This is a genomic window from Bacillus sp. JJ664, from assembly GCF_036962205.1.
Lineage (GTDB): Bacteria > Bacillota > Bacilli > Bacillales > Bacillaceae_G > Gottfriedia.
This window is the reverse complement of record NZ_JBALMS010000100.1, coordinates 1-17,506: the sequence shown is the minus strand read 5'-3', so window position 1 is coordinate 17,506 and position 17,506 is coordinate 1. Positions and strand designations below refer to the sequence as shown.

The window sequence follows — 17,506 nt, the reverse complement described above, 5'->3', positions numbered from 1 at the left end:
TATCAAACTGGTAAGCTAGGCAAAACATCACTAAGACAGGGAGATATGTCGAGATTCTTTCATTAAATTATTATTTAAAACTGGTTTATTCTGACTTTTATATTTATACAGGGGGAAATATAAATGAAAAAAGAGACGATTTTAAACAGTGTTGAAGAACATGGTCTTGAATTTGTTCAATTATTTTTCACGGATGTGGAAGGGGGATTCAAGCATTTAGAATTACCGATTACACAGATTGAAAAAGTACTGAATAATGAAATCATGTTTGATGGTTCAAGTATTAATGGTTTCACAAAAATTGAAGCAAGTGACATGATGTTATTTCCAGACTTCGGTACATGGAAAGTTGATACAGATGAAAAAGTAGGATTATTCATTTGTGACGTCTATTACCCAGATGGAACTCCATTTGAAGGTGACCCTCGAAATGTTTTAAGACGTGCAATCGACCATGCGACTGAACAAGGATTTTCTTCATTTAATGTAGGACCAGAGCCAGAATTCTTCTTATTTAGTAAAGAAGGAAATAATCTAGTACCAAATGATAATGGTGGATATTTTGATGTTGCTCCACTAGATAAAACTGTAGCGATTCGCCGTGAGATTACAAAATCACTTCAACGTCTAGGCTTAGAAGTAGAGGCGTTACATCACGAAGTTGCGATCGGACAACATGAAATTGACTGGAAATATGCACCAGGCTTACAAACTGCTGATCATATTCAATTATTTAAATATACAGTTAGAAAAATTGCTGAAAATCACGGTTTAGTGGCAACATTTATGCCAAAACCTATTTTTGGAGAAAATGGCTCAGGAATGCATTGTCATATGAGCTTAGGAAATGATAATGGTAATGCCTTTTATGATGAAAGTGATGCAATTGGATTATCTGAAACAGCGCGTCAATTTATTGCAGGTGTATTAACACATGCTCGTGCCAATGCTTCAATAACAAATCCAACTGTTAATTCATATAAGCGGTTAGTACCAGGCTATGAAGCACCAGTATATGTAGCGTGGTCTCGCAGTAACCGTACTTGTACAATTCGTATCCCAGCTGCTCGTGGAGCAGGTACCCGAATTGAAGTGCGTAATCCAGACCCATCTGCAAATCCATACTTAGCTTTAGCTGTTTTATTATCCGCAGGTTTAGATGGGATTAAGAGACATTTAACTCCTCCAACTGAACGAGCTGAAAATTTATATTTAATGGATGATGTAACTCGTAAAGCACAAGGGATTGATACTTTACCTGGTAGTTTACAAGAAGCATATTCAGAATTAGAAAACAGTGAGTTTTTACAGCAAGTATTAGGAAAACACGTTTATTATTCATTCCTACAAAACAAAAAAGATGAGTGGGATGCATATCGTTTGCGTGTATCAGAATGGGAAAAAGAAACATATTTAAACTGCTAGACACTAAAAATTTAAATAAAAAAATAGAAAAGTGGAAAACTTCTACTTTTCTATTTTATAGTGTGTTAGACTAATTTTGTTTGATACATACGAAAGGGGAACTTTACTAATGGCTAAGTTTACAAAGGAAGATATTTTCAGAATTTCAAAGGAAGAAAATGTTAAATACATACGTCTTCAATTCACAGATTTACTTGGAATTATCAAAAACGTTGAGATCCCAGTAAGTCAGCTTGAAAAAGCATTAGACAACAAAATGATGTTCGACGGTTCTTCAATTGAAGGGTTTGTTCGTATTGAAGAATCAGATATGTATTTATTCCCTGATTTAGATACTTGGGTTGTATTCCCTTGGACTGCTGAAAAAGGAAAAGTAGCTCGTTTAATCTGTGATATTTATAATCCAGATGGCACTCCATTCAATGGCGATCCTCGTAATAACTTAAAACGTATGTTAAAAGAAATGGAAGCTTTAGGTTTCACAGATTTCAACTTAGGACCTGAGCCAGAGTTCTTCTTATTTAAATTAGACGAAAAAGGTGAACCAACACTTGAATTAAATGACAGTGGCGGTTACTTCGACTTAGCACCAACAGACTTAGGTGAAAACTGTCGTCGTGATATCGTTCTTGAGCTAGAAGAAATGGGCTTCGAAATTGAAGCATCTCACCATGAAGTAGCACCTGGACAACACGAAATTGATTTCAAATATGCTGGTGCAATCAAAGCATGTGATGATATTCAAACATTCAAATTAGTTGTAAAAACAATTGCTCGTAAACACGGTTTACACGCAACGTTCATGCCAAAACCATTATTCGGCGTAAACGGATCTGGTATGCACTGTAACTTATCATTATTCACAAATGGCAAAAATGCATTTTATGATGAGTCTGGTGAGCAAGGCTTAAGTGAAACAGCTCGTCATTTTATCGCTGGTATCTTAAAGCACGCACCAAACTTTACAGCTGTAACAAACCCAACTGTAAACTCTTATAAACGTTTAGTACCAGGTTACGAAGCACCTTGTTACGTAGCATGGTCTGCAAGAAACCGTAGTCCACTAATCCGTATTCCAGCATCTCGTGGATTAAGCACACGAGTAGAAGTACGCTCAGTTGACCCAGCTGCAAACCCATACTTAGCATTATCAGTATTATTAGCAGCAGGATTAGACGGAATCAAAAACAAATTAGAAGCTCCAGCTCCAGTAGATCGCAATATCTACGTAATGTCTAAAGAAGAGCGCGAAGAAGTTGGCATCATCGACCTTCCTGCAACTTTAGCAGCAGCACTTGAGTTATTAAAAACAGACGAAGTAATCGTAAACGCATTAGGCGAACACCTATTTGAACACTTCGTTGAAGCAAAAGAAATCGAATGGGACATCTTCCGTACTCAAGTTCACCCTTGGGAACGTGACCAATACATGTCTGTATATTAATAAAATCGCCCCTTGACGCTGAGTGCGTTGAGGGGTTTTTATTTTTGGTCGGAATTTATAGTGGAAGTTGAGGAATTGATATGACCAAAATTTGACCAAAATTTGACCAAAATTATTTTAAAATTTTATTTAGATATTCTTCATAATCTTTTCTAGAAAAAGAGGGAGCTCCTGGAATACAGGAGCAGTGATAAACAGCCTATGTGAACAAGGTTAAATCATGTGTTATCTCTAATTAATACTTTCAAGCTTTTGCTCGTGTAGAATGTAATCTATTTTACGACCGAAAATTTTAATTAATTCTTTATCTATTTGATCTTTAGTCTGTGCAGTTACTTTATCAACATAAAAATGGATAGTTCCATCTTCATCATAAGTGATGGCGTTAATCCCGATTTTGTGTAATTTATCATATTCATAGTGTATCCCATATTTTTTAATATCCTGTTCCCTAATGTGATTGAATGAACATCCATTCAAAATACAGATAAAGAGTATAGTTGAAAATATTTTATTCATATTTTATTTCTCCAGTGCAAATTTATGATCTTCTATAGTATTTTCCAGATAAGCTTAAATTAATATCAAAAAATTAAAGGTAGGTGATTGTTCTTTGTATGAATGGCTAAAGGACTATCAAAGATTAGAAGAAGAAATAACCTATCTCGAATTGAACTTAGAACATCAGAAAGAGAATTAAAAAGATGGGTAAGTGGTGACCTATCCCAAATAAAATTGCAACGTGATTCATTAGGAGCAAATTTAGAAGAACGGATTGAACGGATTAAGGATAAGATTGCTTTTAAATCAGAACAAAAAGAATCGCTAATAAAATTAGTTAGTACATTTAAAGGATTAGACAATTTAATATTAAAATTAAATTATATTGATGGCTTTACTCTTGAAGAAATTGCTGAACAATTAAATTATAGTTCAAGTCATATAAGAAAGAAGCATGCTGAATTAGTGAGGACCATAAAGTTTGTGGAAGAATACAGTTTACTAAATTAGAAAATGACAAAAGAGTGGCTCAAGTAAGTTGCTCTTTTGGACTATTATTCATTAGGTAATAAGACCTGTTCTGAATTTTCTTATCGACATGTACTTACATTCAGTTATAATTATTAATGGCTAACATTTGGTTCAATAGTATTACTAAAAGAACCAAAAATACATCATTGGCATTTACATAGTTTTGAAAGGACTTATTTTTATGAAATTATTAGGTAATAAATCAGTTTTATTTTTGTTATTTTCATTTTCTTTTATTTTAATAGTTGGTTGTACTAAGGAGACTTCAAAAAAAGAAGAAAAAACAATAGATTCAGCTTTTATTAGTGATGTTGAAAAAGAAACAGATAAAAGATGGGATTATGCTGACAAGGTTGAAGAAGAGGTAATTAAACCTAAAGACGATATTGAGCATTTTGAGAAGTTGGTTTCATTTGAAAAGAATCTTTACAAGTATCTTAACAAAGATTTCAAAGATCCTAAGCTTAAAGCAATTGCTGAGAATTACATAAATGGTGTGAAATCGCAAGAAGAATCTATTAGATATTATAATGTTGATTCAGAAAAAAATGAGGAAATGTGGACTAAAGGATATAACGATAGAAGTACCGCATTGTTAAGTTTAGTAGACGAGTATGGTCTTAAATTAAATGAAGAACAATTCAGGGATTTAAAAACTAATGCTCAACTTGTAAACGAACAAAATGAAATCAAGAAAAAAATTGATGAAATGGTCCACAATATAAAATTCAATAAAGTAAAATCAGAGTATGATTGGGTAACATATAATGCTACTGTTGAGAACACCTCTGGTGCTGACCTAGACAGCTTTGATATATCTATTAATTTAATAGATAAAAATGGCGTCGTGATTGGTACAGAAAGTAGTTATTATGAAAACACTTGGAAACCTGGTCAAAAAGTTTTATTTGAGTTTTCTACTGATATAACTAAGTTTGATAAAATGGAATGGGAAGCAGAGTATTACATTTCCGATTCTGAATAAATTGTAAAGGCATCCTAATATGGATGCCTTTTTTAAACTATTAAAATATCACTAAAATGGTTCACTTTAGGTTCACTCCTAAAGTGAATTTAAACTATATACAAAATCATTTATTCTAATAACATAGAATTCTATCAAAGAGGGCATATCACTAGATGATGTGCTCTTTTTAATTAAAATACACTCCCTTATAACGAGCGCACGCACGCGATTTTGTTCAATACCATGAGTTATATTTGTGGCTCTTTTTTATTTGAGCATAAAATGTTAGTTAAACAGGAATAACAAAAATTTAAGTAAATTGTACCCATATAAGTAAGTTAAACCTATCCTAAATAGTATGAAAATGGAGCAAAATTTAGGTTATATCAAAAAAGTATAAAATATTTTTACATCTCTTTATAGTACTTGAAACGGTAATATGTGTTATAACCAACGAAAAATACAAATATAAAAACCAAAAGCAAAAGTAATATTAAATCTATATCCATCAAGGAAAATGAAATAATTAAGGCTCCAAATACAAAAACCATCATGTCATATGCTTTCGCTTTTGCTCGATTGGCGATTGCCAAATTACGTTCATCTTTCTTGTCAATCTCTAGCTGTTTTGCTGCAGTGGGATTTTTCTTCATAGCACTTCGGACGATTATTTCTCCCATACCGTGACCGAAAATACTACAGCCAAGCCCAACACAGATATAAGGCAACGCCCGTAGCAGACCTTGTGGATTTTCAATAGTTTTGATGAAGTACAGACCACCTGCAAATAGTGCTACGCCTACCACGGTAAGAAAATAAATCGAAATATTTTTTTTCATATTTTTTCATCCTCCTCATAAATAAAGATTTCTTCGATACTCATACCGAAAAAACGAGCAATCTTGAACGCTAATAGGATAGATGGGTTATAACGACCATTTTCCAGTGAACCGATCGTTTGTCTTGAGACTTCAAGAGCCGTTGCTAATTCTTCTTGCTTAATTCCGCGTTGCTTACGGAATTCTTCTAAACGGTTGTTCAACGCGTTCACCCCTTATTTTAATGGAAAGTTAACTTTCTGTAATGGGAGTATATCGTGCAACAAAAACAATGTCAAGCATACTTTCCATTTTGACAAGTTTATAAATTCCAGAGGGGATGTTATTGTCATTCTTCGAGGTATTTGAATAGCATGAGTTGCTTCGGCGACTCTTATTTAATTGCTCTAAATGAGACATTTGAATTCGATATTCAGAAGCTAGTTTTAGTATTATTTTTCAAGATAGATATACTAGTAGGCAAAGAAATAGACAATTTAATGAGTTATTCGAAAAATAATGATCAACACTTTTTATCAAGTAGAATCACCATTATATTAATAAAATCGCCTCTTGACGCTGAATGCGTTGAGTTTTTTTTATTGATGGTCTATTGAGGAAGGTAAAGGAACTACTATCATCAAACAGTTTTTTTACTCATATACTGTCGCATGAAACACGTTGTCAGAATGTACTTTAAATGATAGCCTATTGATAATCTGCGTTTAGAGGAGGGCAAGCTAGTGATAACTATAACTGGTACGCAAACAGAAGCAAAGGTATTTTCAAATTATCCGCAGGAAACAGCGATTGAACAAATACAAGAGCTATGTAATCAAGCTTTTTTAAAGGATACAAAGATTAGTATCATGCCAGACTATCATGCTGGAAAAGGCTGTGTGATCGGTACGACCATACAGTTAAAAGATAAGGTAGTGCCTAACCTAGTTGGTGTCGATGTTGGTTGCGGTGTCCTTACTGTCAAGCTTCAAGATAATTATGTTGATTTTAATAAGCTTGATCACGTCATTCGAACATACGTCCCAAGTGGACATGAGCTCCATACAGATGAGACGGCAAGATTGATTAACACGAATTTTCCATCTACTCAAGAGTTTAAAGCTAAGCACATACTGAGCCAGAATAAAAGTCAATATAGCTTGGGAACACTAGGCGGTGGCAATCACTTTATCGAAGTATCTGTTGATTCCGATGGACGCCATTATTTAACGATACATACTGGCAGCCGTTATGTTGGGGCAAAGATTGCAACATACTATCAAAAAGTAGCCATCTCAAAACTTCGTACTCATGATTTAACCGAAATTATTGAACAATTAAAAGCTGAGAAACGAGAAAAGGAAATCCAAACAGCAATTAAAAGTTACAAAGAAATAAATCCAGTGATTCCAAATGATTTAGCTTATTTAGAAGGCGAGGACTTCCATAATTATTTACACGACATGAAATTAGCACAAGCATTCGCAAAAGCTAACCGCGAAGAAATCGCAAGAGCGATCGTAGAGAATATGGGATTTGAGGAGATGGACCGCTTCGATACAGTGCACAATTATATTGATACAGAGAATTTGATTTTACGAAAAGGGGCAGTTTCTGCGCAAAAAGGAGAACGACTGATTATTCCCATCAATATGAGAGATGGATCAATTTTGGCGGTGGGTAAAGGTAATGAGGATTGGAATTTTTCAGCGCCACATGGAGCAGGGCGCATCTTGAGCCGCACAAAAGCAATGAAAACCTTAGACATGGATGACTTCCATAAATCTATGCAGGGTGTCTGGACAACATCAGTTTCTGAAGAAACGCTTGATGAAGCGCCAATGGCTTACAAGCCAATGAATGAAATTTTAGAAAAAATTGAAGAAACATCTGAGATTGCTTGCTTTATTAAACCAGTTTATAACTTTAAAGCAAGTGAAAAATATATACCTGGTAGATTTAAAAAATAATAGTTTCGTTTTATGAAAATGCATTCAATACAAAGACTCTTATTCTTCAAAGATTTGGCGACATTCCTGGGGAAGAAAATCCAAATTTATCTGATGAAGAATAAAATCGTATCTAACATGCACATTTCAAAGTTGGCTCAACAGATTTAATGATTTCTGACACATTTACAGGTATCCCTTATCAAATTGGTGATTAAACCACTTTATCTATTTTAATAAGTGATGTTGAAACAACCAAAGAAGTATTCGGCAAATTACAAGATGGTGGTAATGTCATCATTTCATTACACGAAACTTTTTGGAGTCCTCTATACGGTCAAGTATTAGATAAATTTGGTGTTACATGGCAGGTTTCAACACAGTCAGCACAAAAGTAAAACTGATGGAACGTTATAAAAAAGCAATAAAATAAGCTCTTCAATCGAAGAGCTATTTTTTATTGCCAATAACCGTCGTGTAAATGTATGTAACACATACGTTTTTCATTTTCGCATTCTATTTATATTCAGTTAAGAACTGTTATAATAATTGATATATAAAGACATCTTGGGGGAATAAATTTGGAAAAAGTTATTAGAAAAGGCTTCTTTTATGGCTTTTTAATTGGTATTGCAATTGCTATTTTATTTATTGAACATTATGAAATCATTACAACGGATAATGGAGATGAGCTTAAATTTTTAAAAGTATTTGATTACCTTATCGTAATTATAAAGCGTGGCATAGTAAGTTCATTTTTTGGGGCATTAATTGCTTACATTATTTATAAACTAAATGATTCTTTGAAATTGTCTAAAAAAATGAAAATTGGTGCTTTTATTTTTGGTATAGTCGTGGTAGGACCTGTTATTCAATATTTAATGTCTTTAAGAATAGATGAAATGCTATTGTTCAACTAAGGTAATGGTGTAGTTGAACAACGATGGGCTACTTCGGTAGTCCATTTTTTTGGGCAGGATCGTATAATAAGTACTTCACAGTATAGTCGTACTACTTAGTAGATTAACCTGCTCCTAATTTAACTGCCCACGGGATGATTCATTATGAAATACAGCAGTTTTTACTACTAGATTGTATATAGTTTAAATTGCAAGAAAAAATATTTGTGTGAACTATTATTCAAGGAGAATTTATGAATATTGAGCAAATGGAATATATCGTGAAAGTTGCAAGCGAGAAATCTATAAATAAAGCTGCAGAAAAATTGCATATTACAAGTTCGGGACTTAGTCAATCTATCTCCCATCTAGAGAATGAATTAGGAATAACAATTTTTAACCGTTCTAGAAAAGGGACAGTTCCTACAGAAGAAGGAAATATTTTAATTAATAGAGCTATTGAAGTCTTACAAATTATCAGTAAGCTAAATGAAGAGCTGTTTGATTATAAAAATAACAAAAAGATTCATTTGAAAATAATAGCTGCTCCTACTTTCGCATCTGTCCTTCAACGGGCATTGAACAGAAATAATATTGAGCATCTTAATGTAACAATTGATATCGAGGAAAAAGTTCCACCACAAATAATGGAAACAATTAAACACACTGAATATGATTTTTGTTTTTTTCCTCAAGATTTAGAGATATTAGAGAATGAAAAAAATATTAACCATGATTTAATTAGGACTGATCGTGTTCATGTTATTGTAGGAAAACACTCCCCTCTATATGATTTAGAGTACGTAACACAAGCTGATGTATTAAATATGGAAACTGCGTGCTATACAATTTATTCTGATTATTATTATTCTAAGTTAATTAAATCGAATAAAAATAAAATCAAGGTGACAACAAACAGTATGAGTATTCTTACAGAGGCAGTTAGAGAACATAATGTATTTGTATATTCTCATGAGTCAGGTGCCAAGTTTCATCCGGACATTATTAGTGGGACTTTAAAATCTATACCTTACAAAGAAAATAATGAATATGTTTTTAAAGATTTGTGGGTAATCTATCCAAAAAACAAAAAACTTACTAATATAAGTAAAAAATTTATCGAAATCGTTAAAGAAATAGCCACTCAATGATGAGTGACTATTTCTTTGTTTAAAATTCATTAAAAGTCTACAAAGTACATTTTTTATTTAACTAAAGCATTAGTTAGTAGAACAACAAGATCGAGTGTTTAGTAGTTTTTAAATTTCTCTAATTGGCAAAATGGTTCAATAAGAAATTGTAGTTAAACAAGAAAATAAAAGTCAGTCTCTACGTGGGAGATTGACTTTTTGAAACCTTTAAAGTTTACAAATATGATAATAATATTTTGTGTTATATAGGGGAGAAATAACTACAATATTTATGATCAAAGTTAACGGTAATCAGAGAGAAAGGTATTTCACTTCATTCAGTGATTACTGGTTTGTTTTAACTCCATAGTACAATCGGAACAAACAGAATTTATATTACTTTAGTGATTATTAAGTCATGGAGCTGAAATACTGTTCTAACGCATGCATGAATTGAGCGAGAATGGACTACTTTTATGTAGTCTTTTAATGCATATAGTAAATTTAGTGATATAGTTTTCTGGAAGAACTAGGAAAATGATAAAAAAGTTGATTCATAACCTGAATGAAAATAGAAAAGAATAAGACTGATTCATGAATTTATGAATTAGTCTTTTTAACTGAATTCGAATGAAAAAGTGTAAAATGAAACTTTTTCATCTAGTGATGCCATTAGACAATCTATTATTATTTAGTTTTTTTAGTACCAGATTCATACATTAAAGATAAAGTTTTATATTAATTAAACTCTCTCTGTTTGGGATACTTTTAGAAAATTATGAAAGAATAATGTATAAATATTCTGATCAAGTTGTGTAAATTGAAATAAAGCGCTTGCATTTTTAGAAATAAATAATATAATACTTGTATACAAGTATACTAGTATTAACAAGAGGGTGAACAAATGAAAGAATCAAACCATTATTTATATCCTGCAAAATGGCTTTCAAAAGCTTCGGCTGGCGATCGCGTAACATATGAGTTAAGAATGCAGATTATTTCAGGGTTGATTGAAAGCGGTACCACTTTATCGGAGAATAAATTGGCTGCCGATTTTGAGGTGAGTCGTTCACCAATTCGAGAAGCTTTAAAAACACTAGCATCTGAAAATTTGATTCGTTTAGAGCGAATGGGTGCAGTAGTTATTGGATTAACAGATAAAGAAATAGAAGAAATTTATGATGTCCGATTACTGATTGAAACGTTTGTATTTGAGCGATTAGTAAAATTAGATACAAAAGAATTAGTAATGGAACTGAGTAAAATTCTCGAAATGATGAAAGTGGCTATAAAATATCAAGATGCCGATGAGTTTTCATTTCAAGATGTTTTATTTCATGAAACGATTATTCGAGGGATTAATCATTCCTACATCACGATGATCTGGAATAATGCTAAACCGGTAATGGAAGCGTTTATCCTTTTATCAATGCGTGTTCGTTTCGAGGAACGATACGAGGACTTTCCACGCATAGTTGAGAATCATCAACTTTATATTGAAGCAATCGCAACAAAGAATAGAGACCTTATGATTCAATCATTACATCAAAACTTTGATGATGTACAAGGAAAAGTAGAAGACCTTTGGAGGTCACAACAAATGCTTTCTAAAGGAGTAGACCAAGAAAAATGAATAGCTATATGTTAGGGTTAGACATCGGTACGACAAGCACAAAAGCCGTGTTATTTAGTAAAAAAGGCAAAGTTATCCAACAAGAGAATATCGGTTACCCACTCTACACACCTGATATTTCGACAGCTGAACAAGACCCTGAGGAGATTTTTTCAGCAGTAATACAAGCGATTTCTAGAATCATGAAACAACATCCACAAAAAGAGATTTCGTTTATTTCTTTTAGCAGTGCGATGCATAGCCTGATTGTTATGGATGAAAATGATCAGCCGCTAACGCCTTGTATTACTTGGGCAGATAATCGTAGTGAAGCCTGGACGCATAAAATTAAAGATGAATTGAACGGTCATGAAATCTATAAACGAACAGGAACACCGATTCACCCAATGTCACCTTTAAGCAAGATTACTTGGATTGTGAATGAACGACCAGAGATTGCAAACAAAGCGAAAAAATATATCGGGATTAAAGAATATATATTTAAAAAATTATTTGACCAATATGTTGTTGACCATTCACTTGCTTCAGCCATGGGCATGATGAATCTTAAAACACTAGATTGGGATGAGGAAGCCTTAAAGATTTCGGGAATCACATCTGAACAACTATCAAAGCTTGTACCTACAACTGATATTTATACAAACTGTAATCCTGATATGGCTAAACAAATGGGGATTGATCCACAAACTTCATTTGTAATTGGTGCAAGTGATGGAGTACTTTCGAATCTTGGTGTGAATGCGATTCGAAAAGGAGAAATTGCAGTCACAATAGGGACAAGTGGGGCAATTCGAACCATTATTGACAAACCACAAACAGATGAAAAAGGCCGAATATTTTGCTACGCATTAACGGAAAAACATTGGGTTATTGGTGGACCAGTAAACAATGGTGGGATGATTTTTCGTTGGATTCGAGATGAATTTGCCGCGTCAGAAGTAGAAACCGCAAAAAGACTAGGCATTGATCCATATGAAGTACTGACAAAGATCGCTGAAGGTGTAAAACCAGGAGCAGATGGGTTATTATTCCATCCTTACTTAGCGGGTGAACGTGCACCATTATGGAATCCTGATGTTCGCGGCTCGTTTTTCGGCTTGACGATGGCGCATAAGAAGGAGCATATGATTCGCTCTGCACTTGAAGGTGTAATTTACAATTTATACACGGTATTTTTAGCTTTAATTGAATGCATGGAAGGTCAGGTTACTCGAATTCAAGCAACGGGTGGATTTGCAAGGTCAGATGTGTGGCGTCAAATGATGTCAGATATTTTTGACCTAGAAGTTGTTGTACCAGAAAGCTATGAAAGTTCTTGTCTAGGTGCGTGCATTTTAGGTCTTTATGCAATAGGGGAAATTGATTCTTTTGAAGTAGTTTCTGAAATGGTCGGTAGTACTCATAAACATTTGCCTAAGGAAGACGCAGCAGAAGAGTACAGACAGTTACTGCCAATTTTTATAAACTTATCAAGAGTATTAGAGGCAGATTATACAAGGATTGCTAATTATCAAAGAGGTTTAATTAATAAATATAAATAAATTTTCGGGGGGAATTATCATGCCATTGGTTATTGTAGCCATAGGAATTGTAGCATTACTTATTTTAATTATGGGGTTAAGATTGAACACGTTTATCTCGTTAATTATCGTTTCATTTGGTGTTGCATTAGCACTTGGAATGAAACCAGACGATATTGTCACTACAATAGAGGCTGGATTAGGGGCAACTCTTGGTCATTTAGCACTGATCTTCGGACTTGGTGCAATGCTTGGTAAGTTGATCGCAGATTCTGGTGGCGCACAACGTATTGCAATGACGCTTGTTAACAAATTCGGTGAAAAGAATATTCAATGGGCAGTAGTTGCTGCTTCATTCATTATCGGGGTTGCTTTATTCTTTGAAGTAGGATTAGTATTATTAATTCCAATCGTATTTGCAATTTCAAGACAATTAAAAGTTTCTATTTTATATCTAGGAATTCCAATGGCGGCAGCATTATCTGTAACACATGGTTTCTTACCGCCACACCCAGGTCCAACTGTAATCGCAGGTGAATATGGTGCAAATCTTGGTGAAGTATTACTTTATGGTTTTATTATTGCGATTCCAACAGTGATTATCGCTGGTCCTTTATTTACAAAGCTTGCTAAAAAACTAGTACCTGCATCTTTCACTAAAATGGGGAATATTGCCTCTTTAGGTGAACAGAAAACATTTAAACTTGAAGAAACTCCTGGTTTTGGAATCAGTGTGTTTACTGCTTTACTACCTGTTATTTTAATGTCAATTGCAACAATTATTACTTTACTGCAAAAAACAATGGGATTTGAAGATACAAGCTTAATAGTGGCGATCCGCTTAATTGGTAATGCCGGTACTGCAATGGTCATTTCATTACTAGTTGCAATCTATACAATGGGATTGGCTAGAAAAATACCAATTAAAGAAGTGATGGATTCTTGTACAACGGCCATTACACATATTGGTATGATGTTATTAATCATCGGAGGCGGCGGTGCCTTCAAACAAGTTTTAATAAATGGTGGTGTAGGTGACTATGTAGCCGAGTTATTCAACGGCACTTCAATATCGCCGATTTTACTAGCATGGATCATCGCGGCAATATTACGAATTTCATTAGGTTCTGCAACTGTTGCAGCTTTAACAACTGCAGGTTTAGTGATCCCAATGCTAGGTCAAACAGATGTAAACCTTGCTTTAGTCGTTCTTGCAACAGGTGCTGGTAGCTTAATAGCATCACACGTTAATGACGCAGGTTTCTGGATGTTTAAAGAGTATTTTGGATTAAGTATGAAAGAAACTTTCGCAACTTGGACTTTACTAGAGACAATTATTTCAGTTTGTGGATTAGGATTTATTCTATTACTAAGTTTATTCGTATAAAGTTAATAATCAAAACGCCTTAGCCCTATATTTCGTAGGGCTAAGGTTTTTTTTTTGAAAAAGTTTATTGTTATAGAACATTATGTAATTTTCTACCATTTTATCCAATCATCAGGTCTCAAAACGATAACGGTAAATTGAAATTCTTATAGCATTGAATTAACGCATTCGTTTGTCAAACAATGATCGACTCCTTTCGTTACTCTTTTTTCTTGTACTAGATGAATGGCTAATTGAAAAAGGATATTTCTATTTTAAATTGAAAAGTAATAAATAGAATATGATTTGAAAGTGGGGTATATATGTTAAGAAATGAATTAATTTCGGAATTAGCTAATAGAATTTTACATTTAAAATTATCTCATCCTCTTAGAGTAGGAGTTAGCGGGATAACAGCTTCAGGAAAGACCACACTTGCGAATGAACTGATGGAGGAACTCCAACTTAGAAAGATGGATGTGGTTAGGACAAGCATAGATCATTTCCATAATCCAAGAGAGGTACGATATAGACAAGGTAAGGAATCAGCTATTGGTTATTACGAGGATGCTCACGATTATCATTCGTTTAAGCAAAAACTTCTAATTCCATTAGGGCAAGAGGGAAACCTTCATTATCAAACAATGTCTTTAGATTTAGAAAAAGACGAATTTGTAAGCACGGAATCAAAAGTAGCTAATCAAAATTCGATTTTTATTATTGATGGTACTTTCCTATTCAAAAAGGAGCTTAGCGATCTATTTGATTATAAAATATTTATTCATACTGATTTTGAAATGGCTAGAAAAAGAGGGGCTAGAAGAGAAGAAGGAAATTTTGGAAGCTATGATAAAGCAGAAGAAATGTTTATTAATAGGTATCATGCTGCTTCTAGAATGTATTTAGAGGAGCATTTACCTCAAATAACAGCGGATGTAGTCATTAATAATGATGATTTAGAAAATCCATATTTTCTTTAAAAGAAATTTCCTATTCAATTTCCATGAAAGTAAATAGAAAATATATAACGATTTCCTATAATTTTAAGCTGTAAGTTGGTAAAATAAAAAAGATTAACAGCTATAGAATGTACATATGGGATGAGGTAATGAATGGAATTTTTAATAAGAGGAATTAAACAGAGTAAAACGATCTATCTATTAATTTTTTTAATAATGATGGCTTTACTAGCAGTATTTGGAAATAGTTTTGGTGTGTTATTTGTAATAGGTAACTTCTCAGTTTTGTTTCTAATTTTAACATTTTTAAAAAAAGCTAAAATATCAGGAAATCGAATGTTTAAGGTGATTAGTCAGATTACCGCAGTAATTTATAGTATATTTCTAATTTCTTTTTTCATAATAGAATCTTTCATCATTTTAGAGGCTAAAGCAAGTAAGAAGGTTGATTCTAAAAATATTGACTTTGTAATTATACTTGGGGCTGGGCTACATGGGGACATTCCCTCGAAGACTCTAGAAACTAGATTAGAAGCAGGAAAACAATTTTTATTAAAGAATAAGAATCTACCAGTAATTGTTTCAGGTGGTCAAGGTGAAGGGGAAACGATTTCTGAAGCTAAGGCTATGGGAAGGTATTTAACCAATAAAGGAATTGCAGAAAACCGAATATATTATGAAAGTGAATCAACTACAACATATGAAAATCTTAAATTTTCAAAACAGATCATTAAACAATTAGGCGTTACAGAACCAACTGTATTAATTGTCACAAATGATTATCACATAGTAAGAGCTAAAATGATTGGTAAAGAGTTAGGTTTGGAGAGTTTTGGATTAGGAGGGAAATCTCCTATTTTAGTTAGAATTAATTACTTCATTCGTGAGTACTTTGGTATTGTGAAGACAATAATAAATCAATATTTATAACTAGAAAAACCTCATTTGAAACTTTAAAATGAGGTTTTTTTATGAAGCAAAATCGCAAATTTAATCATATATATTATTCTAGCTAATACACTTCCTGATCGTCCTACTAGCAAAAAACGGGAATGGAAAGTGCACTTTTCGTCCCGTTTTTTTGATTCATTTTATAGATTAAATTCGTTACTATTCTATTTTAAATTCATTTTCTGTAGTGCTTGTATTTTTGTTGCATCAACAAGCGGAAGCATCTTTTTCATCTTTAACTTTTTCTCTTCCGGAAGGCTATCGAGTAAAGCTCTCAACTTCTCTACTAACTCTGGTTTTAAATAATTACTTTCATTCATTCGGATCAACTCCATTATTTTTAATATTTGGTCGGCACTAATATTTTTGTTTAATGACATAATTGATTTCAACTGTTCAAGCTCATTGCGCAGCTTTACCTTTAACTTTATCTGTTCATTAATGATATCGAGTTGAGATTGAACTACAAGTATTGGATCATAATCAGGATTTATAAGAATGTTAAATATTTCTTCTAATGAAAGACCCAACTGCTTTAGAGATAATATCTGTTGAAGTTTTGATACATCAGCCTTTGTATATAGCCTATGACCAGCATCAGTAAATTCAGATGGCACTAATAGACCTATTTGGTGGTAATGATGGAGTGTTCTTACTGTTATTCCACACTGGCTTGCAAGCTCACCAATTTTCCAAGAGGTTTTTAGCATGCTTTCACCTCATTTCATACGATTTGATTGTCGACAAGTAAATTATATAACCTGACGTTACGTCAGTTGCAATAGGTGTGAATTTATATTTTTTATTAGTTTAACCTTCTTCAACAAATCTAGCTAAAAGCTACCCAGTGATTCCATTCCCTACGAAAAAAATATGGCAAACCCATGTCATTAAAAAATGTATTAGTCAACTTTTTTATTACAGTAAAGTCAAATGTTCCATAAGTACCATAATTTGTTCCATAAAAAGGATTATCCACCTTTATTATTTAATATCTATAAAATAGGATTTATGTTGTGGGAGTGTACCTAGTTATGGAAGTGGTAGAAAGAAGAAAGAAACTTAGAACTAGTCATAAAATGGCTTTATTTATTGTTTTTTTATTGATCGTTGTGAATTTCAGCAAATTAGGAAGTTCGATAAACAAACTTTTTGTTCAACAGAGTAAAAAAGAATCAACTGTCATTAAAACTTTAACAAAAGACGAATTGAGTTTAATTAGAGATAAGCAATGGTATGGACTAGCAATTAAATTTAATAAATGGAATACACAATGGCTACATAAAGAAATTATCTATGGTTCAAGGACTTTGTTGAATAACTATTCTTTTATGATGGAGCATCCAGAATACGATTCAATAAAGATTCACTGTAAAGTAATCAGATACAATGTTGATGGAAAAACAGTTGAGT

General features: G+C 33.1%; 17 protein-coding genes and 2 pseudogenes. 14 read left to right on the top strand and 5 right to left on the bottom strand.

What is annotated here, in order from left to right; all coding sequences use genetic code 11:
• The 3 genes and pseudogenes from V7056_RS15455 to glnA all read left to right on the top strand — a co-directional run.
• Positions 1-66: pseudogene (locus tag V7056_RS15455) on the top strand (MerR family transcriptional regulator); the annotation flags it as partial.
• Positions 67-123: 57 nt separating this feature from the next.
• Positions 124-1,425 carry a glutamine synthetase family protein gene (locus V7056_RS15450; protein ID WP_499703320.1) on the top strand — a complete coding sequence of 434 codons (1,302 nt, stop codon included), beginning with the start codon at positions 124-126 and terminating at the stop codon, positions 1,423-1,425.
• 109 nt (positions 1,426-1,534) lie between these two features.
• On the top strand, positions 1,535-2,869 hold the full coding sequence (glnA, locus tag V7056_RS15445) for a type I glutamate--ammonia ligase (protein WP_499703319.1): 1,335 nt from the start codon (positions 1,535-1,537) through the stop codon (positions 2,867-2,869).
• Between the two features lie 231 nt (positions 2,870-3,100).
• Here the strand turns inward: glnA and V7056_RS15440 are convergent, their stop codons facing one another.
• A complete protein-coding gene (locus V7056_RS15440) occupies positions 3,101-3,388 on the bottom strand; it encodes a hypothetical protein (protein ID WP_499703318.1) in 288 nt (95 codons plus the stop codon).
• A 94-nt stretch (positions 3,389-3,482) separates the two neighbouring features.
• On the opposite strand from V7056_RS15440, the pseudogene V7056_RS15435 reads away from it, so the two are divergent.
• Together V7056_RS15435 and V7056_RS15430 are read left to right on the top strand one after the other, a co-directional pair.
• Positions 3,483-3,880 (top strand): annotated as a pseudogene (locus V7056_RS15435) (sigma factor-like helix-turn-helix DNA-binding protein).
• Between the two features lie 202 nt (positions 3,881-4,082).
• Positions 4,083-4,886, top strand: coding sequence for an FxLYD domain-containing protein (locus V7056_RS15430; protein ID WP_499703317.1), 804 nt, complete (start codon positions 4,083-4,085; stop codon positions 4,884-4,886).
• Between the two features lie 389 nt (positions 4,887-5,275).
• Here the strand turns inward: V7056_RS15430 and V7056_RS15425 are convergent, their stop codons facing one another.
• Together V7056_RS15425 and V7056_RS15420 are read right to left on the bottom strand one after the other, a co-directional pair.
• Positions 5,276-5,707 (bottom strand): hypothetical protein, encoded by a 432-nt coding sequence (locus tag V7056_RS15425; RefSeq protein ID WP_499703316.1) that lies wholly within the window; start codon positions 5,705-5,707, stop codon positions 5,276-5,278.
• Entirely contained in the window at positions 5,704-5,910 is a 207-nt protein-coding gene (locus tag V7056_RS15420) for a helix-turn-helix transcriptional regulator (RefSeq protein ID WP_499703315.1), read from the bottom strand. The genes V7056_RS15425 and V7056_RS15420 overlap by 4 nt, the downstream gene beginning before the upstream one ends.
• Positions 5,911-6,429: 519 nt before the next feature.
• Here V7056_RS15420 and V7056_RS15415 point away from each other — a divergent pair.
• From V7056_RS15415 to V7056_RS15390, 6 genes are all read left to right on the top strand, one after another.
• Positions 6,430-7,656 carry an RtcB family protein gene (locus tag V7056_RS15415; protein ID WP_499703314.1) on the top strand — a complete coding sequence of 409 codons (1,227 nt, stop codon included), beginning with the start codon at positions 6,430-6,432 and terminating at the stop codon, positions 7,654-7,656.
• Between the two features lie 560 nt (positions 7,657-8,216).
• A complete protein-coding gene (locus V7056_RS15410) occupies positions 8,217-8,555 on the top strand; it encodes a hypothetical protein (protein WP_499703313.1) in 339 nt (112 codons plus the stop codon).
• A 233-nt stretch (positions 8,556-8,788) separates the two neighbouring features.
• Positions 8,789-9,685: a LysR family transcriptional regulator gene (locus tag V7056_RS15405; RefSeq protein ID WP_499703312.1), complete on the top strand. Its 897-nt coding sequence runs from the start codon at positions 8,789-8,791 to the stop codon at positions 9,683-9,685.
• Positions 9,686-10,568: 883 nt separating this feature from the next.
• A complete protein-coding gene (locus V7056_RS15400) occupies positions 10,569-11,297 on the top strand; it encodes a GntR family transcriptional regulator (RefSeq protein ID WP_499703311.1) in 729 nt (242 codons plus the stop codon).
• Positions 11,294-12,838: a gluconokinase gene (gntK, locus tag V7056_RS15395; RefSeq protein WP_499703310.1), complete on the top strand. Its 1,545-nt coding sequence runs from the start codon at positions 11,294-11,296 to the stop codon at positions 12,836-12,838. The genes V7056_RS15400 and gntK overlap by 4 nt, the downstream gene beginning before the upstream one ends.
• Positions 12,839-12,857: 19 nt before the next feature.
• Positions 12,858-14,204, top strand: a complete 1,347-nt coding sequence (locus V7056_RS15390; protein ID WP_499703309.1) for a GntP family permease — start codon at positions 12,858-12,860, stop codon at positions 14,202-14,204.
• A 9-nt stretch (positions 14,205-14,213) separates the two neighbouring features.
• Here V7056_RS15390 and V7056_RS15385 read toward each other — a convergent pair whose 3' ends face one another.
• The gene (locus tag V7056_RS15385; protein WP_499703338.1) at positions 14,214-14,303 is read right to left on the bottom strand and encodes an IS3 family transposase; all 90 of its coding nucleotides are present in this window, start codon (positions 14,301-14,303) and stop codon (positions 14,214-14,216) included.
• A 203-nt stretch (positions 14,304-14,506) separates the two neighbouring features.
• On the opposite strand from V7056_RS15385, the gene V7056_RS15380 reads away from it, so the two are divergent.
• Entirely contained in the window at positions 14,507-15,163 is a 657-nt protein-coding gene (locus V7056_RS15380; RefSeq protein ID WP_499703308.1) for a hypothetical protein, read from the top strand.
• 132 nt (positions 15,164-15,295) lie between these two features.
• Complete coding sequence (locus V7056_RS15375; RefSeq protein ID WP_499703306.1) at positions 15,296-16,072, top strand: YdcF family protein; 777 nt, start codon at positions 15,296-15,298, stop codon at positions 16,070-16,072.
• Between the two features lie 185 nt (positions 16,073-16,257).
• On the opposite strand, the gene V7056_RS15370 is transcribed toward V7056_RS15375, so the two are convergent.
• A complete protein-coding gene (locus V7056_RS15370; RefSeq protein ID WP_499703305.1) occupies positions 16,258-16,803 on the bottom strand; it encodes a MerR family transcriptional regulator in 546 nt (181 codons plus the stop codon).
• Between the two features lie 324 nt (positions 16,804-17,127).
• Here V7056_RS15370 and V7056_RS15365 point away from each other — a divergent pair.
• The coding region (locus V7056_RS15365; RefSeq protein ID WP_499703304.1) for a hypothetical protein at positions 17,128-17,506 on the top strand (379 nt) is incomplete at its 3' end.

Bases quoted from the DNA above. Each gene is read 5' to 3' on its own strand.
- V7056_RS15430 (WP_499703317.1), top strand. From the start codon at position 4,083: ATGAAATTATTAGGTAATAAATCAGTTTTATTTTTGTTATTTTCATTT.
- V7056_RS15405 (WP_499703312.1), top strand. From the start codon at position 8,789: ATGAATATTGAGCAAATGGAATATATCGTGAAAGTTGCAAGCGAGAAA.
- V7056_RS15370 (WP_499703305.1), bottom strand. From the start codon at position 16,803: ATGCTAAAAACCTCTTGGAAAATTGGTGAGCTTGCAAGCCAGTGTGGA.
- V7056_RS15385 (WP_499703338.1), bottom strand. From the start codon at position 14,303: ATGGTAGAAAATTACATAATGTTCTATAACAATAAACTTTTTCAAAAA.
- V7056_RS15380 (WP_499703308.1), top strand. From the start codon at position 14,507: ATGTTAAGAAATGAATTAATTTCGGAATTAGCTAATAGAATTTTACAT.
- V7056_RS15425 (WP_499703316.1), bottom strand. From the start codon at position 5,707: ATGAAAAAAAATATTTCGATTTATTTTCTTACCGTGGTAGGCGTAGCA.
- glnA (WP_499703319.1), top strand. From the start codon at position 1,535: ATGGCTAAGTTTACAAAGGAAGATATTTTCAGAATTTCAAAGGAAGAA.
- gntK (WP_499703310.1), top strand. From the start codon at position 11,294: ATGAATAGCTATATGTTAGGGTTAGACATCGGTACGACAAGCACAAAA.
- V7056_RS15390 (WP_499703309.1), top strand. From the start codon at position 12,858: ATGCCATTGGTTATTGTAGCCATAGGAATTGTAGCATTACTTATTTTA.
- V7056_RS15400 (WP_499703311.1), top strand. From the start codon at position 10,569: ATGAAAGAATCAAACCATTATTTATATCCTGCAAAATGGCTTTCAAAA.
- V7056_RS15450 (WP_499703320.1), top strand. From the start codon at position 124: ATGAAAAAAGAGACGATTTTAAACAGTGTTGAAGAACATGGTCTTGAA.
- V7056_RS15440 (WP_499703318.1), bottom strand. From the start codon at position 3,388: ATGAATAAAATATTTTCAACTATACTCTTTATCTGTATTTTGAATGGA.
- V7056_RS15375 (WP_499703306.1), top strand. From the start codon at position 15,296: ATGGAATTTTTAATAAGAGGAATTAAACAGAGTAAAACGATCTATCTA.